Annotated in this window: 14 protein-coding genes; 7 read left to right on the forward strand and 7 right to left on the reverse strand. The window is 61.3% G+C overall.

Annotation, left to right across the window (positions count from 1 at the left end):
- Window positions 1-5 precede the first annotated feature (5 nt).
- Window positions 6-254, forward strand: a complete 249-nt coding sequence (locus K3136_RS01350; protein ID WP_221431142.1) for a hypothetical protein — start codon at window positions 6-8, stop codon at window positions 252-254.
- Here K3136_RS01350 and K3136_RS01355 read toward each other — a convergent pair.
- Window positions 251-1,093 (reverse strand): TauD/TfdA dioxygenase family protein, encoded by an 843-nt coding sequence (locus K3136_RS01355; RefSeq protein ID WP_221431143.1) that lies wholly within the window; start codon window positions 1,091-1,093, stop codon window positions 251-253. The genes K3136_RS01350 and K3136_RS01355 overlap by 4 nt on opposite strands.
- On the reverse strand, window positions 1,090-3,930 hold the full coding sequence (gyrA, locus tag K3136_RS01360) for a DNA gyrase subunit A (protein ID WP_221431144.1): 2,841 nt from the start codon (window positions 3,928-3,930) through the stop codon (window positions 1,090-1,092). Before gyrA ends, K3136_RS01355 begins: the two co-directional genes overlap by 4 nt.
- Window positions 3,931-4,234: 304 nt before the next feature.
- On the opposite strand from gyrA, the gene K3136_RS01365 reads away from it, so the two are divergent.
- Window positions 4,235-5,575, forward strand: a complete 1,341-nt coding sequence (locus K3136_RS01365; protein ID WP_221431145.1) for a tetratricopeptide repeat protein — start codon at window positions 4,235-4,237, stop codon at window positions 5,573-5,575.
- A 62-nt stretch (window positions 5,576-5,637) separates the two neighbouring features.
- On the opposite strand, the gene K3136_RS01370 is transcribed toward K3136_RS01365, so the two are convergent.
- Together K3136_RS01370 and K3136_RS01375 are read right to left on the reverse strand one after the other, a co-directional pair.
- Complete coding sequence (locus K3136_RS01370; RefSeq protein ID WP_221431146.1) at window positions 5,638-6,363, reverse strand: NYN domain-containing protein; 726 nt, start codon at window positions 6,361-6,363, stop codon at window positions 5,638-5,640.
- A gap of 37 nt (window positions 6,364-6,400) precedes the next feature.
- Window positions 6,401-7,039 carry a carbonic anhydrase gene (locus tag K3136_RS01375; RefSeq protein ID WP_221431147.1) on the reverse strand — a complete coding sequence of 213 codons (639 nt, stop codon included), beginning with the start codon at window positions 7,037-7,039 and terminating at the stop codon, window positions 6,401-6,403.
- Window positions 7,040-7,151: 112 nt separating this feature from the next.
- Between K3136_RS01375 and lipA the strand changes: the two genes are divergently transcribed.
- Both lipA and K3136_RS01385 read left to right on the forward strand, forming a co-directional pair.
- A complete protein-coding gene (gene lipA / locus K3136_RS01380; RefSeq protein WP_221431148.1) occupies window positions 7,152-8,105 on the forward strand; it encodes a lipoyl synthase in 954 nt (317 codons plus the stop codon).
- Window positions 8,105-8,560 (forward strand): type II toxin-antitoxin system RatA family toxin, encoded by a 456-nt coding sequence (locus tag K3136_RS01385; RefSeq protein ID WP_221431149.1) that lies wholly within the window; start codon window positions 8,105-8,107, stop codon window positions 8,558-8,560. Before lipA ends, K3136_RS01385 begins: the two co-directional genes overlap by 1 nt.
- On the opposite strand, the gene K3136_RS01390 is transcribed toward K3136_RS01385, so the two are convergent.
- Genes K3136_RS01390 through K3136_RS01400 form a run of 3 tightly spaced genes read right to left on the reverse strand, consistent with a single transcriptional unit; the run spans window position 8,557 to window position 10,754 of the window.
- On the reverse strand, window positions 8,557-9,063 hold the full coding sequence (locus K3136_RS01390) for a CinA family protein (protein ID WP_221431150.1): 507 nt from the start codon (window positions 9,061-9,063) through the stop codon (window positions 8,557-8,559). The two genes, K3136_RS01385 and K3136_RS01390, sit on opposite strands and share 4 nt — an antisense overlap.
- Window positions 9,060-9,596, reverse strand: coding sequence for a hypothetical protein (locus K3136_RS01395; protein ID WP_221431151.1), 537 nt, complete (start codon window positions 9,594-9,596; stop codon window positions 9,060-9,062). The genes K3136_RS01390 and K3136_RS01395 overlap by 4 nt, the downstream gene beginning before the upstream one ends.
- Before the next feature lie 12 nt (window positions 9,597-9,608).
- On the reverse strand, window positions 9,609-10,754 hold the full coding sequence (locus K3136_RS01400) for a bifunctional 2-C-methyl-D-erythritol 4-phosphate cytidylyltransferase/2-C-methyl-D-erythritol 2,4-cyclodiphosphate synthase (RefSeq protein ID WP_221431152.1): 1,146 nt from the start codon (window positions 10,752-10,754) through the stop codon (window positions 9,609-9,611).
- Between the two features lie 81 nt (window positions 10,755-10,835).
- Here K3136_RS01400 and dusB point away from each other — a divergent pair, with 81 nt between their 5' ends.
- From dusB to ntrC, 3 genes are read left to right on the forward strand one after another with little or no spacing between them, the layout of a single operon-like run.
- Complete coding sequence (dusB, locus tag K3136_RS01405; protein WP_221431153.1) at window positions 10,836-11,855, forward strand: tRNA dihydrouridine synthase DusB; 1,020 nt, start codon at window positions 10,836-10,838, stop codon at window positions 11,853-11,855.
- A complete protein-coding gene (locus K3136_RS01410) occupies window positions 11,852-12,922 on the forward strand; it encodes a two-component system sensor histidine kinase NtrB (RefSeq protein ID WP_221431154.1) in 1,071 nt (356 codons plus the stop codon). The genes dusB and K3136_RS01410 overlap by 4 nt, the downstream gene beginning before the upstream one ends.
- 3 nt (window positions 12,923-12,925) lie before the next feature.
- Window positions 12,926-14,344, forward strand: a complete 1,419-nt coding sequence (gene ntrC, locus K3136_RS01415; RefSeq protein ID WP_221431155.1) for a nitrogen regulation protein NR(I) — start codon at window positions 12,926-12,928, stop codon at window positions 14,342-14,344.
- Window positions 14,345-14,402: the final 58 nt, after the last annotated feature.

Here is a 14,402-nt window from a genome sequence, read left to right on the forward strand (position 1 = left end):
TGATCATGAAAAAGGTAGCAATCGCTCTCGCCGGTGCAGCAGTACTGGCCGCTTCCCCGCTTTCGGCAGGCGAAGTCGGCGGTAATGGCAATTATGTCCCGGGCGGCGCGAACGGAGCGTCCGAATGCTCCTATTCCGGATTGAACGAGGATTACAGCGATGGTCTCGGCTTTACGCAGACCTTCGCTGCGGTCTTCCGCCTGTTCGGTCTGCAACCCAGGTGGTTCAACCCCGGCGAATTCTGCCGCGGCTAGCCATTCCAGGCAGCAATCGTGGTCCTGTGCAACTCGCGCCTGTGGCCTTCGTAGCCGCCGGTCGCCTTGTGCAGGACCGCACGATTGTCCCACATGACCAGCATGCCGTCTGCCCACTGGTGGCGATAGACGAACTCGTCACGCGACTGCCATTGAGCCAGTTCCGATAGGAGGGCGATAGCCTCTGCCTGCTCCATGCCCTCGATCCCGATGATATAACCGAGCGTCGAAAAGAAGCCTTCGATCCCGGTTTCGGGGTGCTTGCTAATCAAGGGGTGGGTGCGGCAATCTCGGGCGGCTTCGCTCGGGCGGATCGCCATTGAGCGTCCCTCGTCCTTCTCGCCATAGGTCCCTTCGGGGGCGTAAGCGAGTTGCGCGCTGTGGATGGCCGTGAGTTGGCGAAGCTCTTCCTTGCGGTGATCGGGAAGGGCCGCAAAGGCCGCTTGCTGATCTGCAAACAGCGTGTCCCCGCCGTGCGGAGGGATATCGATCGCTATCAGGCAGGTGCCTGCAGGCGGGCGCTCGAGGAAACTCCAGTCGCTGTGCCAGTTCTCTGCAAAGAGCGGGCTGGTCTCCTCCGCCTCCCGCAGGATTGCAGCAATGTGCCGACGACCTGCGATGGGGGCGAAAAACGGATCTTCACCGAACCCGCCCATGGACAGGGTGAAGCGCTCGAGCGCATCATCATCCAGGTGCTGGTCGGGAAAGGCCAGAACCTTGTTCTCCAGCCAGGCCTTGCGGATTTCTGCCGCCAGTCCTGCCGAGATAGCTTGCGAAAGGTCGAGCCCGGTCACGCGTGCGCCGCACGCCTGATCGCTAGGCTCGACCCTCAGCGTCATCCGCCGGGCTCGCCGTCGATGTTCTTGTCCGAATGAGCCGTGGTGTGCGGAGTGGTCTGATTGAGACCACCGCGCGCGGCGATTTCGTCCTGAACAAGCTCTTCGGCTTCGTTCTCCGGTTCTTCGGTCTCGTCGATCAATGCGGCGCCGACGATCTGTTCGCCCTTCGCCACATTGAAGATACGAACACCGGAAGAACCGCGACCGGAGATCGAATAGCCCTCGTGGTTTTCGAACCCACCTTCGACCATATGGCGGAAGTGGATCGGCAAGCGAATGAGCTTTGCCTGGTCCGTCACGAGCATGAGCTGCGAACCATGCTTCACGGGGAAGCTGGCAACGACGGGACCGTTGCGGTCGGGATTGCTCGACGGCTCACCGATGTTGGTGAGACCCATGCCGCCACGCCCGATGGTCCGGTATTCATAGGCCGAGGAAATCTTGCCGTAGCCGTTCGCGGTGAGGGTCAGGATGAACTCCTCGCCTTCCTCCATTTCGGCGACCTTCTCGGCATCGAGAGTGTGCTCGTTTTCGTTGTTCTTCCAATCAGCGGCACGCAGGTATGCGTCGCGGACTTCGGTATCGCGCTCGCCCGCATCGAGGACCGCCATCGAAACGACCTTCTGGCCATCTTTCAGCTTCATGCCGCGAACACCGATGCCGGTACGGCTCTTGGTCTCACGCGCATCGGTTGCCGAGAAGCGGATGGCCTTGCCGGAATCCGACGCGAGGAAGATTTCCTGCTGTTCGTTCAGCAATTCGACGCCGATCAGACGGTCGCCGCTGCCTTCCACGAAACCCATGGCGTATTTGCCGTTGCTGGGCACATTCGTGAATGCGTCCATCGAGTTGCGGCGCACCATGCCCTGTTCGGTCGCGAAAACGATGTTGAGGTTGGCCCACTCGTTCTCGTCCTCGGGGAGGGCAAGGACATTGGTGACCCGCTCATCGTCGCCGAGCGGCAGGAGGTTGACCATCGGGCGGCCCTTGGTCTGCGGGCCACCTTCGGGCAGCTTCCATACCTTCATGCGATACACGCGACCCGTATTGGTGAAGAACAACACCGGGTTATGGGTCGAAGTTACGAACATTTCGACGACGGCATCTTCGTCCTTCGTCGCCATGCCGCTGCGGCCCTTGCCGCCGCGCGCCTGGGCGCGGAAAGTGTCGAGCGGAGTGCGCTTGATGTAACCGCCATGGGTGACAGTCACGACCATTTCCTCGCGCTCGATCAGGTCCTCGTCTTCGATACCGTCCCATGCGGGCGCAATTTCGGAGACACGAGGGGTGGCATAGGCCGCGCGGATTTCTTCCAGCTCGCCGCGCATCACGCCATAGAGCTTTACCCGGTCCGCGAGGATCGAGAGATATTCCTCGATCGAGAGCGACAGCTCCTTCAGCTCGTCACCGATCTCGTCGCGGCCGAGCGCCGTGAGGCGGTGCAGGCGCAGGTCGAGAATGGCTTTCACCTGCCGTTCCGACAGGCGGTAGGTGCCGCCTTCCTGTTCCGCGTTCGGCTCGATCGCTTCGACGAGCGCGATATATTTCGCGATATCGCCGATCGGCCATTCCTTGGCGAGCAGGCGCGCGCGTGCTTCTGAAGGCGTCGGAGCGCTGCGGATCATGGCGACCACTTCGTCGAGGTTGGAAACAGCTACGACGAGGCCGAGCAAGATATGCGCACGGTCGCGGGCCTTGTTGAGCTCGTACTTGGTGCGCCGGGTGATCACTTCCTCGCGGAAGGTGATGAAGGCCTGGATGAATTCGCGCAGGGTCAGGACTTCGGGGCGCCCGCCGCTGATTGCCAGCATGTTGGCCGGGAAGCTCGACTGGGCGGGGGTGTAACGCCAGATCTGGTTGAGAACGACTTCTGGCGAGGCATCGCGCTTGAGATCGACGACGACACGGACACCCTGACGACTGGATTCGTCGCGGATATCGGAAATTCCCTCGATCCGCTTGTCCTTGGCCGCTTCGGCAATCTTTTCGACGAGACCGCTCTTGCCGACCTGGAACGGGATCGAGGTCAGGACGATCGACTTGCGATCACCGCGCCTCTCTTCGATCTCGTGGCGGGCGCGCATCAGGATCGAGCCGCGACCTGTGGTATAGGCGGCGCGTGCACCCGATTTGCCCAGGATCAGCGGCGCAGTGGGGAAGTCGGGCCCCGGGATGATCTCGAACAATTCCTCGCTCGTGATCGCCGGGTTATCCATATAAGCGAAGCAACCGTCGATCACTTCGCCCAGGTTATGCGGCGGGATGTTTGTTGCCATACCCACCGCGATGCCGCCGGCACCATTGACCAGCAGGTTAGGGAAGCGGGCAGGCAGGACCGTCGGTTCACGACGCGAACCGTCATAGTTGTCGGCGAAATCGACAGTATCCTTGTCGAGGTCGTCGAGCAGCGAGTTCGCAACGCGGGCAAGACGCGCTTCGGTGTAACGCATCGATGCCGGCGGATCGGGATCCATCGAACCGAAGTTACCCTGACCATCGATGAGCGGAACACGGAGCGACCAGTCCTGCGTCATGCGGGCAAGTGCATCGTAAATCGCGGCGTCGCCGTGGGGATGGTAGTTACCCATCACGTCACCGACGATCTTGGCGCTCTTGCGGAACGGACGTCCGGCGACGAAGCCGCCCTCGTTACTCGCGAAAAGAATACGCCGGTGAACGGGCTTGAGGCCGTCACGTACATCGGGCAGCGCGCGGCTGACGATCACGCTCATCGCGTAATCGAGATAGCTCGTTTTCATCTCGTCGACGATGTCGATGCGAGTATGTTCTTCGCCGCCGGGGGGAGGGGTGTCGATCAGGTCGGTTTCGTCAGCCAAAACGCGGTATTCCCGTCTGTTGGTGTTTTCTGGTTTTCAAGGGATGCACCCTAGGCGAAAGGCAGGTGTCGCGCCACTCGAAGCGGGAACCACAGGCCCCTTTCATGCGCTTTTTCCACATGTCGATGGCTCTTTTCCGGCTACCAAGCCTGAACCGCGGGAAAGACCCGCATTCAATCGCCATTCAGCGGCTTTCGGCTACAAGAATTTGCAATGAGAACGCAGACACGGCAATGGCGCCGTTTATGCCGTTTTCGAACGTCTCATGCGTTTTTTACCCCATCCACTCTTGGGAGCTTCATAAATGATTTTCACCCGTCTCAACAGGGCTTCGCGCCCCACGTCCGCCCTCGCAATGGCCATCGCGCTTGCCGCAGGTGGCATGCTGACCGCGACCGCAATCGAAGCGCCTGCCCATGCACAGCGCGACAAGAAAAAGAAGAAGGAAAAGGAACAGAAGGCCGAGTACTCGAAGGAGTTTCTCGCTGCCTACACGCCGATCAGCGAAATCCAGAAGGCAGAGGCGCCGGACTACGCCCAGGCGAAGTCGCTCATTCCCGCTATGCTCGCGACCGTCAAGTCTGATGATGAGAAGAATGCTGCCGGCGGCCTGATGTTCAACCTCGCCAACGACATGGGCGATGACGAACTGCAGCTGCAGGGCATCGCGATGATGATCGAGAGCGGCAAGCTGGATGCGGCAACGCAGGGCCAGCTGTCCTTCGCGGCTTACCAGACCTATCGGGACATGAACGATGTCGCCAACGCGCGCGCATCGCTCGAGAACGCGATCGCTGCGAACTACAGCTTCACCGCGACTATGACCGATGGCAGCACCCAGCAGTTCGGCCCCGACCGCATGCGCTGGCTGATCTCGGACCTGTATTTCGATCAGGGCAACTATGCCGAAGGCCTCAACTACCTTTCGGACCTGATCGAGGCCCGCAAGGCTGAAGGCGGCGTGGTTCCCGAGATGTGGGTGCGCCAGGGACTGGGACAGGCGTATGAAAACAACCTGACCAGGGACGCCATCAAGTACGCGGCTTTCCTCGTTGAATCATACCCGACCGATGTCGCCTGGGGTGATGCCGTTATCATCACGCTCAACGGCAACAACTACCAGAACCCCGAGGTGCTCGACCTGCTGCGCCTTTCGCGCCGTACCGGTGTCTACAACGACCAGCGCGTGCTTTCGGAATATGTCGAGGTCCTCGACCCTCGCCGTTATCCGGGTGAAGTCGTTGCCGTCATCGACGAAGGTTTCGCCAGTGGCGTTGCCGACAAGACCGATCCTTACCTGATCGAGACGCGTAGCGAAGCTGCTGGCCGTATCGCGGGTGACAAGGCCGACCTGCCCAACCTTGCACGCGAAGCGCGTTCGCCGAGCGCGGACGTCAAGACCCTCGTGGTCGCCGGTGACACCTTCCTCAGCTACGACCAGCCGGCCGAAGCGGAAGAGTTCTACACCAAGGCGCTGACCATGACGGGTGTCGAAACTCCGATGGTTCTGACCCGTCTCGGCATCGCCCAGTATGATCAGGGCAAGTACGCCGAAGCTGTCGAAACCTTCGGCAAGGTCGAAGGTGCGCGTCGTGACCTCGCCAACCTCTGGGCGATCCACGCAGCTCAGAAGGGCGCGATGTAAGCTCTGAGGATTTCGGACAACAAGACGGCGCGGCTCCTTCGGGAACCGCGCCGTTCTTGTCTTTAGCGCAGGCGCTTCACGTAAAGCGTGTTGTCGCGGCGCTCGACCTTGAATTGGTCCATGGCCTGAAAGAGGTCCGAAAGGCGCTTGTAGCCGTAATTTCGGACATCGAAGCTTGACCGGTTGCCGGCCAGGCTGCCGACTTCACCCAGCTGGGCGTACCCATCTTCATCACGGTTGGCAGCCTTCCAGGCTGTACCCAGAAGTTCGACGAGTTCTTCGTCGACCTGGCCGTTGCCCTTGGATTTCTTATCCTTGGAAGGCGTGGAATCATCGGATGCTCCTGCGATCAGGGCATCGATGTCGATGAACCGCGTGCAGGCGCTCTTGAAGGCCTCCGGTGTCTTGCTTTTGCTTCCGAAGCCATAAACGATCAGGCCATCCTGCCTCAGCCGCGTAGCGAGGGGGGTGAAATCGCTGTCGGAGCTCATGATGCCGAAGCCGTCCACCTTACCTTGATAGAGCAGGTCGATCGCATCGATCGTCATCGCCATGTCGGTGGCGTTCTTGCCCGTCGTCATGTCGAATTGCTGATAGGGCAGGATACCGAACTTGTGGCTATACTGGTCCCAACCGGACAGGTTCTTCTTGGTGAAGTTTCCGTAGGCCCGCTTGATATTGACCTGACCCAGCTCGGCCATGACGGTCAGCACGGGATCAATGCCGCGCGGCGTGGTGTTGTCCGCGTCGATCAGCAGGGCGATGTTTTTCAGTTCTTTATCAGACATGCGCGCTCACATGGGCTGCGCGCGTCAGGAGCGCAAGTCAGTCTGCCGGTTTGAACTCGCCGCTTGTCTCGTCAAGCACCCGCAAAATTCCGTCGGCGATGGCGAAATGCCCTCCGTGCAGCGATAGCTCGCCGCTTTCGACCTTATCCGCCACGTAGGGGAAGGTCATCAGATTCGCGAGGCTGACCTTCACTGCCTCGAGTTCCATCGCCAATTCCGCCTCGCGGCCATCGGTACCAAGCTGGGCAGCAATCGGCTCGCGCGCTTCGTCGAGCATGTCGACCCAATGCGCAACGAAGCCACCTTCGCCGATCTCGTTGCCATGGAGGTCTTGCGTTAGCGCAGCCTTGCAACCGCCGCACAGGCCGTGACCCATGACCAGGATTTCCTTCACCTTGAGGAATTGGACGGCGAACTCCACCGCGGCCGACACACCGTGGCGACCGGGCGTGGTCTCGAAGGGCGGAACCAGAGCGGCGACATTGCGCACGACGAAAATCTCGCCCGGGGCAACATCGAGAATTTGTGCCGGATCGACTCGGCTGTCCGAACAGGAAATCACCATGACCTGTGGCGATTGGCCCTCGGCAAGCTCTGCCCAGCGCTCGCGCTCCTCGTGCCAGTCGCCTGCACGGAAGTTGCGGTAGCCGTCGATCATCTGTTCGAATGTCTTCATGGCGCCGCTGCTGCCCCGAAAAGGACAAGGACGCAAGCCCTCGAATCGCCGACGCGCGTCATCGCGATGCGAGGTTGCGACTTGCGTCCTTCGCGCCTAGATGGGCCGCGCGATGAACGACCTTTCCTCCCCTCCGAAGCCCGAAGGCGAACAGCCCAAGCGGCAGCGCAAGCCCGACTGGATTCGCGTCAAGGCGCCGGTCAGCAAGGGCTATCACGAGACACGCAAGCTGATGCGCGATCTCTCGCTCAACACGGTGTGCGAGGAAGCGGCTTGCCCCAATATCGGCGAATGCTGGGACAAGAAGCACGCGACGGTGATGATCCTCGGCGATGTCTGCACCCGCGCTTGTGCATTCTGCAACGTGAAGACCGGCATGCCGCGCATGGTCGATCCGATGGAGCCGGAAAACGTCGCCATTGCGGCAGGACAGATGGGCCTCAACCACATCGTCATCACCAGCGTCGACCGTGACGATCTTCCCGATGGCGGTGCCGACCAGTTCGTGAAAGTCATCAAGGCCCTCCGCCGCGAGACGCCCGAGACCACCATCGAAATCCTCACGCCCGATTTTCGCGGCAAGATGCGCGCCGCGGTCGAGAAGATCTGCGAAGCGGGTCCCGACGTCTACAACCACAACCTCGAGACCGTGCCGCGTCTCTATCCCACGATCCGTCCGGGCGCGCGCTATTACGCCTCGCTGCGCCTGCTCGAGGAAGTGAAGGCACACGATCCGCTGATCTTCACCAAGTCGGGCATCATGCTCGGCCTCGGTGAACAGCGGCTCGAAGTGCACCAGGTCATGGACGACATGCGCAGCGCCGATGTCGATTTCATCACCATGGGTCAGTATCTCCAGCCGACGCCGAAGCACGCCAAGGTCGAGGATTTCGTGACGCCCAAGGCCTTCGCGGCCTATGGTTCGATCGCGCGCGCCAAGGGCTTCCTGCAGGTCGCCTCAAGTCCGCTCACGCGGTCAAGCTATCACGCAGGTGACGATTTCGCGGTGATGAAAGCTGCCCGCGAAGAAAAGCTGGCGAAGGAGCAGGCGAGGCGTAACGCCTGATGCCCGGCATCCGCGAAACACGGCGGCTTCCCTATAGCTGCGAGCAGATGTTTGACCTCGTTGCGGACGTGGACAGCTATCCCAAGTTCCTTCCCTGGGTCGTCGCAACCCGGGTCCGCAGTGACAGCGAGACCGAAATGACCGCAGACATGCTGGTCGGTTTTAAAGCGATCCGCGAAAAATTCACCTCCAAGGTCATCAAACGCAAGCCCGAGCGCATCGAGGTCTCCTATATCGACGGACCATTGAAGGACCTCGACAACAACTGGAACTTTACCTGCCTTCCCGACGGCGGGTGCGAGATCGACTTCTGCGTCGAATTCAGTTTCCGCAACGCTGTCTTCGAAGCGCTTGCCGGCCAGTATTTCGACCGGGCCTTCAGGAAAATGGTCGAGGCTTTCGAAAAGCGCGCCGACGAACTCTACGGCCGCGAGAACGCCGCCGCCAACCTCTAGGGCAGCAACAGCTCGAGTGCGCAGACAGTCGCCTGCCGCCGGATATCGGCGCGCGACGTCGGCTCGAACTTCTTAAGTTCGCCTTCCGGTTCGCCCTCCTGTCCGCGTACGACGCGCGCGAAGACCACCGTGCCTACGGGTTTGAGCTTGGTGCCGCCATCCGGACCTGCGACACCGCTGATCGCCACGGCCACATCCGCCTTACTCTTGGCGAGGGCACCTTTTGCCATGGCCCAGGCGCAGGCAATCGACACCGCGCCGAAGGTTTCGATGATGTCGAGCGGCACATCGAGTGCTTCCATCTTGGCCTCGTTCGAATAGGTCACGTAACCACGGTCGAACACGGCAGAGGAACCGGGAATTTCGGTAAGGGCAGCCGAGACGAGACCGCCGGTGCAGCTTTCGGCGAGCACCACCTTGCGTCCCGCAGATCTGTTGGCCTCGATGACCTTGGCCGCGAGGTCATCGATTTCATGCGGAAGAAGCTCGCCTGGAGTGGTCATCCCTCGGTATTCTCGCGTTTACGGCCCTTGTCGTCCCAAGCCAGCTTGATAACCGTCCCGACGAAGGTCGCAAAGTTATCTGCGGGCAAGGGGTCGAGCGATTCCATGACCTCTTCGATGGGGGCGCAGTGCTTTTCCTCGATATCCTCAGCGAGCTTTTCGGGAAGCATGATCTCGATCATCGGCTTGATAACCTCATCGGGCAGGTCGTCGAACTCGTTGCTGCCTCTCGGACCGTTCTTTCCATCGTTCACGATCGCGGCAACCAAGGCCCGCGCATGCGGCCAATTTGCTTCTGCCCCTTCGGCGAACTTGGCCGTCAGTGCGTTCATGTTGGTCGCGAGATAGCCGTCGGGAGCAAGCGAGCCGGCGCATTTTTTCGAAATTGTTTCGACGAAAATCGGCATAAAGTAGCGAACACCGCCAACGATGACTTCCTGGTCAGGCTTCGGCGAAGGTGCCGTTTCCTGCGCGATCGCCATTGCGCTGCTGCCCAAGGCCAAAGCACCCAGAAATACCGCGAATTTCTTCATTGCGATTCCCCTTCAATCGTTGCGAATGACAGTCGCTGCGGCCTGTGCGGCTATACCTTCGCCTCGGCCGGTAAAGCCAAGCCTTTCAGTGGTCGTCGCCTTCACCGATATCGCGCCCGAGTCAACGCCGAGCAGTTCGGCAACCCGCTGCCTCATGGCCTCGCGGTGAGGGCCGATCTTGGGCGCTTCACAGATGATCGTGAGGTCGACATTGCCCGTGCGATACCCGGCCTCGCCGACCAGTTTCGCAGCATGCACCAAGAACCGGTCGCTGCTCGCTCCCTTCCATTGCGGGTCCGACGGCGGGAAGTGGCTGCCAATGTCTCCATTGCCGATCGCACCTAGCAGCGCATCGACAATGGCGTGCAGGGCGACGTCGGCATCGCTGTGGCCCGAGAGCCCCTTGTCATGCTCGATCCTGATACCACCCAGCCAAAGCTCCTCGCCAGCGACCAGCTTGTGAACGTCATAGCCGGACCCGATCCGGACAGGGGGCAGTTCCGACACGAAGTCCTCCGCATAAGTGAGTTTCTTGAGGCGCTCGTCACCTTCGACAAGGGCGATGCTTCCGCCTGCGGCGGCCAGCACCTGTGCATCGTCCCCGGCGAGCGCATCACCTTGCCATGCGCGATGGGCGGTCGTGATATCCGCGAAGCGAAACGCTTGTGGGGTCTGCACGCGCCGGAGCGCGTCCCGCTGCGCGCTGCCGGCCATTATTCCTCCCTCGTCGAGCGCGAGGCTATCGACGACAGGCAGGACCGGAATTGCGCCGGGGTGATCGTCCAGCGCATGCAAAAGCCGGGAAACTACGGCGCGCGGCAATATGGGGCGCGCCGCGTCGTGGATCAGGACACGATCGGAAGAGCCGAGCGCTTCAAGACCGTTGGCAACCGATTGCTGCCGTGCCTCGCCACCGACGACGCTTGTCCACCCGTGGAGGCCGGACAGCGCCTCGGCAGTGGCTTCCTCGCCGTTTTTGGGAATAACGACGACTAATGGAGCAGCACCGGCATCCAGCAGTGCCTCGACCGAATGGCGCAGGACTGGCTTGCCGCGCCAGGTCGCGAATTGCTTGGGAAGTGGCTGGCCTGCCCGCATACCCTTGCCGGCAGCGACTACGACCGCAGAAAACGGGGGGAGGGGGGAGGAGTCCTGCATAGCTATGCCGCCCGCTAGCCGCTTGCCGTTTGCGCTGCAACGCACTATGTGCCTGCCCAATATTTAGGCACACCTCAAGTCATGATCGAGCAAGCATCCCCTCCGGCCCCGCCGCAGCCCATCCACATCGGCAATGTGGCCATCGACACGCCGGTCATCCTGGCGCCGATGACGGGCGTGACCGATCTGCCCTTCCGCAAGCTGGTGCGCAAATACGGCTCGGGCCTCAATGTCACCGAGATGATCGCCAGCGAAGCGGCCATTCGCGAGACGCGCCAATCGGTGCAGAAGGCCGCGTGGGACCCGATCGAAGAACCGGTCTCGATGCAGTTGGTCGGCTGCGACCCGCACAGCATGGCCGAAGCCGCCAAACTCCAGCAGGGTAATGGTGCCGACATCATCGACATCAACTTCGGCTGCCCGGTGCGCAAGGTCGTCGGCCAGCTTGCCGGGTCGGCGCTTATGAAGGAAGTCGGTCTCGCCACCAAACTGATGGAAGCGACGGTCAAGGCCGTCGACGTGCCCGTGACGGTCAAGATGCGCATGGGCTGGGATCACGCCGATCTCAACGCGCCCGAACTCGCCCGGATTGCCGAGGACCTTGGCGTCAAGATGGTCACCGTGCACGGCCGCACGCGCAACCAGATGTACAAGGGCAGCGCGGATTGGGAATTCATCCGCAAGGTGAAGGACGCAGTCTCCATACCCGTCATCGTCAATGGCGATATCTGCACGATCGAGGATGCCGGCAAGGCGCTGGAGCAATCGGGTGCGGACGGCCTGATGATCGGACGCGGTGCCTATGGCAAGCCCTGGCTGCTCGCGCAGGTAATGCACTGGTGGCGCACGGGCGAAAAGCTTGAGAGCCCGAGCTTCGATGAACAGTACGAGGTTGTTGTCGAACACTACCGCGACATGCTCGAACTTTATGGCGAGCAGGTCGGCGTCAAGATCGCTCGCAAGCACCTTGGCTGGTATACGAAGGGCATGCACGGCTCGGCCGAGTTTCGGAACCGGGTGAACTTCGTCGACAATGCTCCTGAAGTTCTTGAGGAACTTGAGCGTTTCTACGAGCCCTTCCTCCATCGGCGTGCGGCGTGAATGAGCCGTCTGCCGCGCCTGATGCGGCGGCCCAGATATCCGGGCTGATTTTTGCCGTGCTCCTGCTCGACCAGGAAGACCGGATTGTCGAAGCCAATGCCGCTGCGGAGGAATTGCTGGGTCGCAGTGCCCGCCGATTGCTCGGCAAGGCACTGGGCGAGATTATCGATTTCGAAAATGATCGGCTGCGCGACAGCATCCAGCAATGCGAAGTGCAGGTCATCGCTCGTGGGATTGCCGTCGATACGGGACATGGCGTGAGGCGGGTGAACATCACCAGTTCTCCGATGCACAGCCATCCGGGATGGCGCGTGGTCACTCTTTCGGAAGTCGGGCAGGACGACAACCACTCCGATGACGAGGAGCGCGTCGAACTGCGCGCGCCCGCCGTTCTCGCCCACGAAATAAAGAACCCTTTGTCTGCCATCCGCGGGGCCAGCCAGCTTCTCGCCCGCCGAGCCTCGGAAAAGGATCGTCCGCTAGCGACGATGATCGAGGGCGAAGTCGATCGCATCGCGCAGCTGATCGACCGGATGCAGCAACTCGGCAGCCGGAAGGAAGTGGTCACCGGTCCATGCAACCTGCACGAGGCGATCCGTAATGCCATGGCAACCGTTCGCGCTGGCCGCGAGGATGGGTGCGAACTCGCGGAGGAATTCGATCCCTCGCTCCCACCGGTAGAAGCGGATCAGGGCGCGCTCGAGCAGGTGCTCATCAACTTGCTCGCCAATGCTTGCGATGCCTGTAGCGGGCAGGAAGGCGCCAAGGTCGTCGTTCGGACACGCTTCGTCAGCGGCCTGAGTTTTACGGCGATCCGGCTCGGCAAGGCCACGCGCCTCCCGATCGAGATCACCGTGATCGATCCCGGACCTGGCCTGCCTCCCGAATTGAGCGACCACGTCTTCGAACCTTTCGTATCCGGCAAGCCGCACGGCCAGGGCCTCGGCCTTGCGCTGGTCCGCAAACTGCTGCGCGACATGGGCGGCCGTATCGCGCACGAACGCAATCAGGCGGCACGACTGACCCATTTCCGCATCAACCTTCCCGTCGCACAAGGGGCGAACTGAGCCATGACGACCCATTCCGTCCTGCTGGTGGAAGACGATCGCGGTATCGCGACCGTGATTACCGAGGCACTGCGCGAGGAAGGCTATGAGGTCACCTCCTGCAGCAGGGTGAGCGAGCGCGACAGGCTCCTTTCGGAACGCAGCTTTGATGTCATGCTGACCGATGTCATGCTGGAAGACGGTGACGGCCTCGATGCGATCGAGACAGTCCGTGCGGCGGCCCCGGATATGCCGATTATCGTGCTTTCGGCTCAGAACACGCTCGACACTGCCGTCCGCGCCAGCGACAGCGAAGCCTTCGAGTACTTCCCCAAGCCATTTGACCTCGACGAACTTTCGCAAGCTGTTCGGCAAGCCGCGGCACGGTCTCCTCGCAAGGCGGAAACGCAAGATGAGGTTGAGGGCGGCCAGCTGCCGCTGATCGGGCGCAGCAGGGCCATGCAAGACGTCTATCGCATGATAACCCGCGTGCTGCGCAACGACCTGACCGTACTTGTTACCGGTGAAAGCGGCACGGGCAAGGAGCTGGTCGCAGAAGCGATTCACCAGCTGGGCTCACGCCGCACCGGACCATTTGTCGCGGTCAATATGGCAGCAATCCCCCACGACCTCCTGGAAAGCGAGCTCTTCGGTCACGAACGCGGCGCATTTACGGGCGCTCACGCCCAACAGATCGGTAAGTTCGAACAGGCCAATGGCGGCACCTTGTTCCTCGACGAGATCGGCGACATGCCGGCAGAGGCGCAGACAAGGCTTCTTCGCGCCCTCCAGTCCGGACGGATCCGGCGGGTGGGTGGCAGGCAGGAGATTGCGGTAGACGTCCGGATCGTGGCTGCGACCAACCGCAATCTCGAGCCAATGATCGCGGACGGAAGGTTCCGCGAAGACCTGTATTATCGTCTCAATGTTGTCCCCATCCACCTGCCGCCGCTGCGCGAACGCAGCCAGGACATCGGCGACCTTTCGAGGCATTTCCTCTCGCAGGCAGTGGATGAGGGCCTTCCTCGACACACCCTTAGCGATGAGGCAGCCCTCGCGCTCGAGAGCCATGTCTGGCGCGGCAACGTGCGCGAATTGCGCAATGTGGTGTTCCGGCTCGCCCTGCTTGCCCGCGACAGCCAGATCGATGCGCAAACGGTGGCCGACGTGCTTCCTTCGAATGCTGGCAACGCAAACGATGATGGTCGGGATGGTTTCGAAGCCGCCCTGTCCGACTGGCTCGATCACGAACGCCCTTCCGCCGGCACGCTCTATCACGGTGCGCTTGCTGCGTTCGAGAAGCCCCTTTTCGAACACGCCTTGCGGGAAACCGATGGTAACCAGCTGCGGGCAGCGCAGCTTCTCGGGATCAATCGAAATACCCTCAGGAAGCGGTTGAGCGACCTCGAAATCGAGCCGGAACGGTTTGCCCGGCGTCGCTGACAGGCGGCTCGTCGATTTTATGCTTGCAAAAATGCAACAGTAACGATGTAAGGCCGCC

It is taken from the genome of Qipengyuania gelatinilytica, from assembly GCF_019711315.1.
In the GTDB taxonomy this organism is placed as follows: Bacteria; Pseudomonadota; Alphaproteobacteria; order Sphingomonadales; family Sphingomonadaceae; genus Qipengyuania; species Qipengyuania gelatinilytica.

Excerpts from the sequence above, each read along its gene's own strand:
- K3136_RS01350 (WP_221431142.1), top strand. The coding sequence starts at position 6 with ATGAAAAAGGTAGCAATCGCTCTCGCCGGTGCAGCAGTACTGGCCGCT.
- K3136_RS01355 (WP_221431143.1), bottom strand. The coding sequence starts at position 1,093 with ATGACGCTGAGGGTCGAGCCTAGCGATCAGGCGTGCGGCGCACGCGTG.
- K3136_RS01365 (WP_221431145.1), top strand. The coding sequence starts at position 4,235 with ATGATTTTCACCCGTCTCAACAGGGCTTCGCGCCCCACGTCCGCCCTC.
- K3136_RS01370 (WP_221431146.1), bottom strand. The coding sequence starts at position 6,363 with ATGTCTGATAAAGAACTGAAAAACATCGCCCTGCTGATCGACGCGGAC.
- K3136_RS01375 (WP_221431147.1), bottom strand. The coding sequence starts at position 7,039 with ATGAAGACATTCGAACAGATGATCGACGGCTACCGCAACTTCCGTGCA.
- lipA (WP_221431148.1), top strand. The coding sequence starts at position 7,152 with ATGAACGACCTTTCCTCCCCTCCGAAGCCCGAAGGCGAACAGCCCAAG.
- K3136_RS01385 (WP_221431149.1), top strand. The coding sequence starts at position 8,105 with ATGCCCGGCATCCGCGAAACACGGCGGCTTCCCTATAGCTGCGAGCAG.
- K3136_RS01390 (WP_221431150.1), bottom strand. The coding sequence starts at position 9,063 with ATGACCACTCCAGGCGAGCTTCTTCCGCATGAAATCGATGACCTCGCG.
- K3136_RS01395 (WP_221431151.1), bottom strand. The coding sequence starts at position 9,596 with ATGAAGAAATTCGCGGTATTTCTGGGTGCTTTGGCCTTGGGCAGCAGC.
- K3136_RS01400 (WP_221431152.1), bottom strand. The coding sequence starts at position 10,754 with ATGCAGGACTCCTCCCCCCTCCCCCCGTTTTCTGCGGTCGTAGTCGCT.
- dusB (WP_221431153.1), top strand. The coding sequence starts at position 10,836 with ATGATCGAGCAAGCATCCCCTCCGGCCCCGCCGCAGCCCATCCACATC.
- ntrC (WP_221431155.1), top strand. The coding sequence starts at position 12,926 with ATGACGACCCATTCCGTCCTGCTGGTGGAAGACGATCGCGGTATCGCG.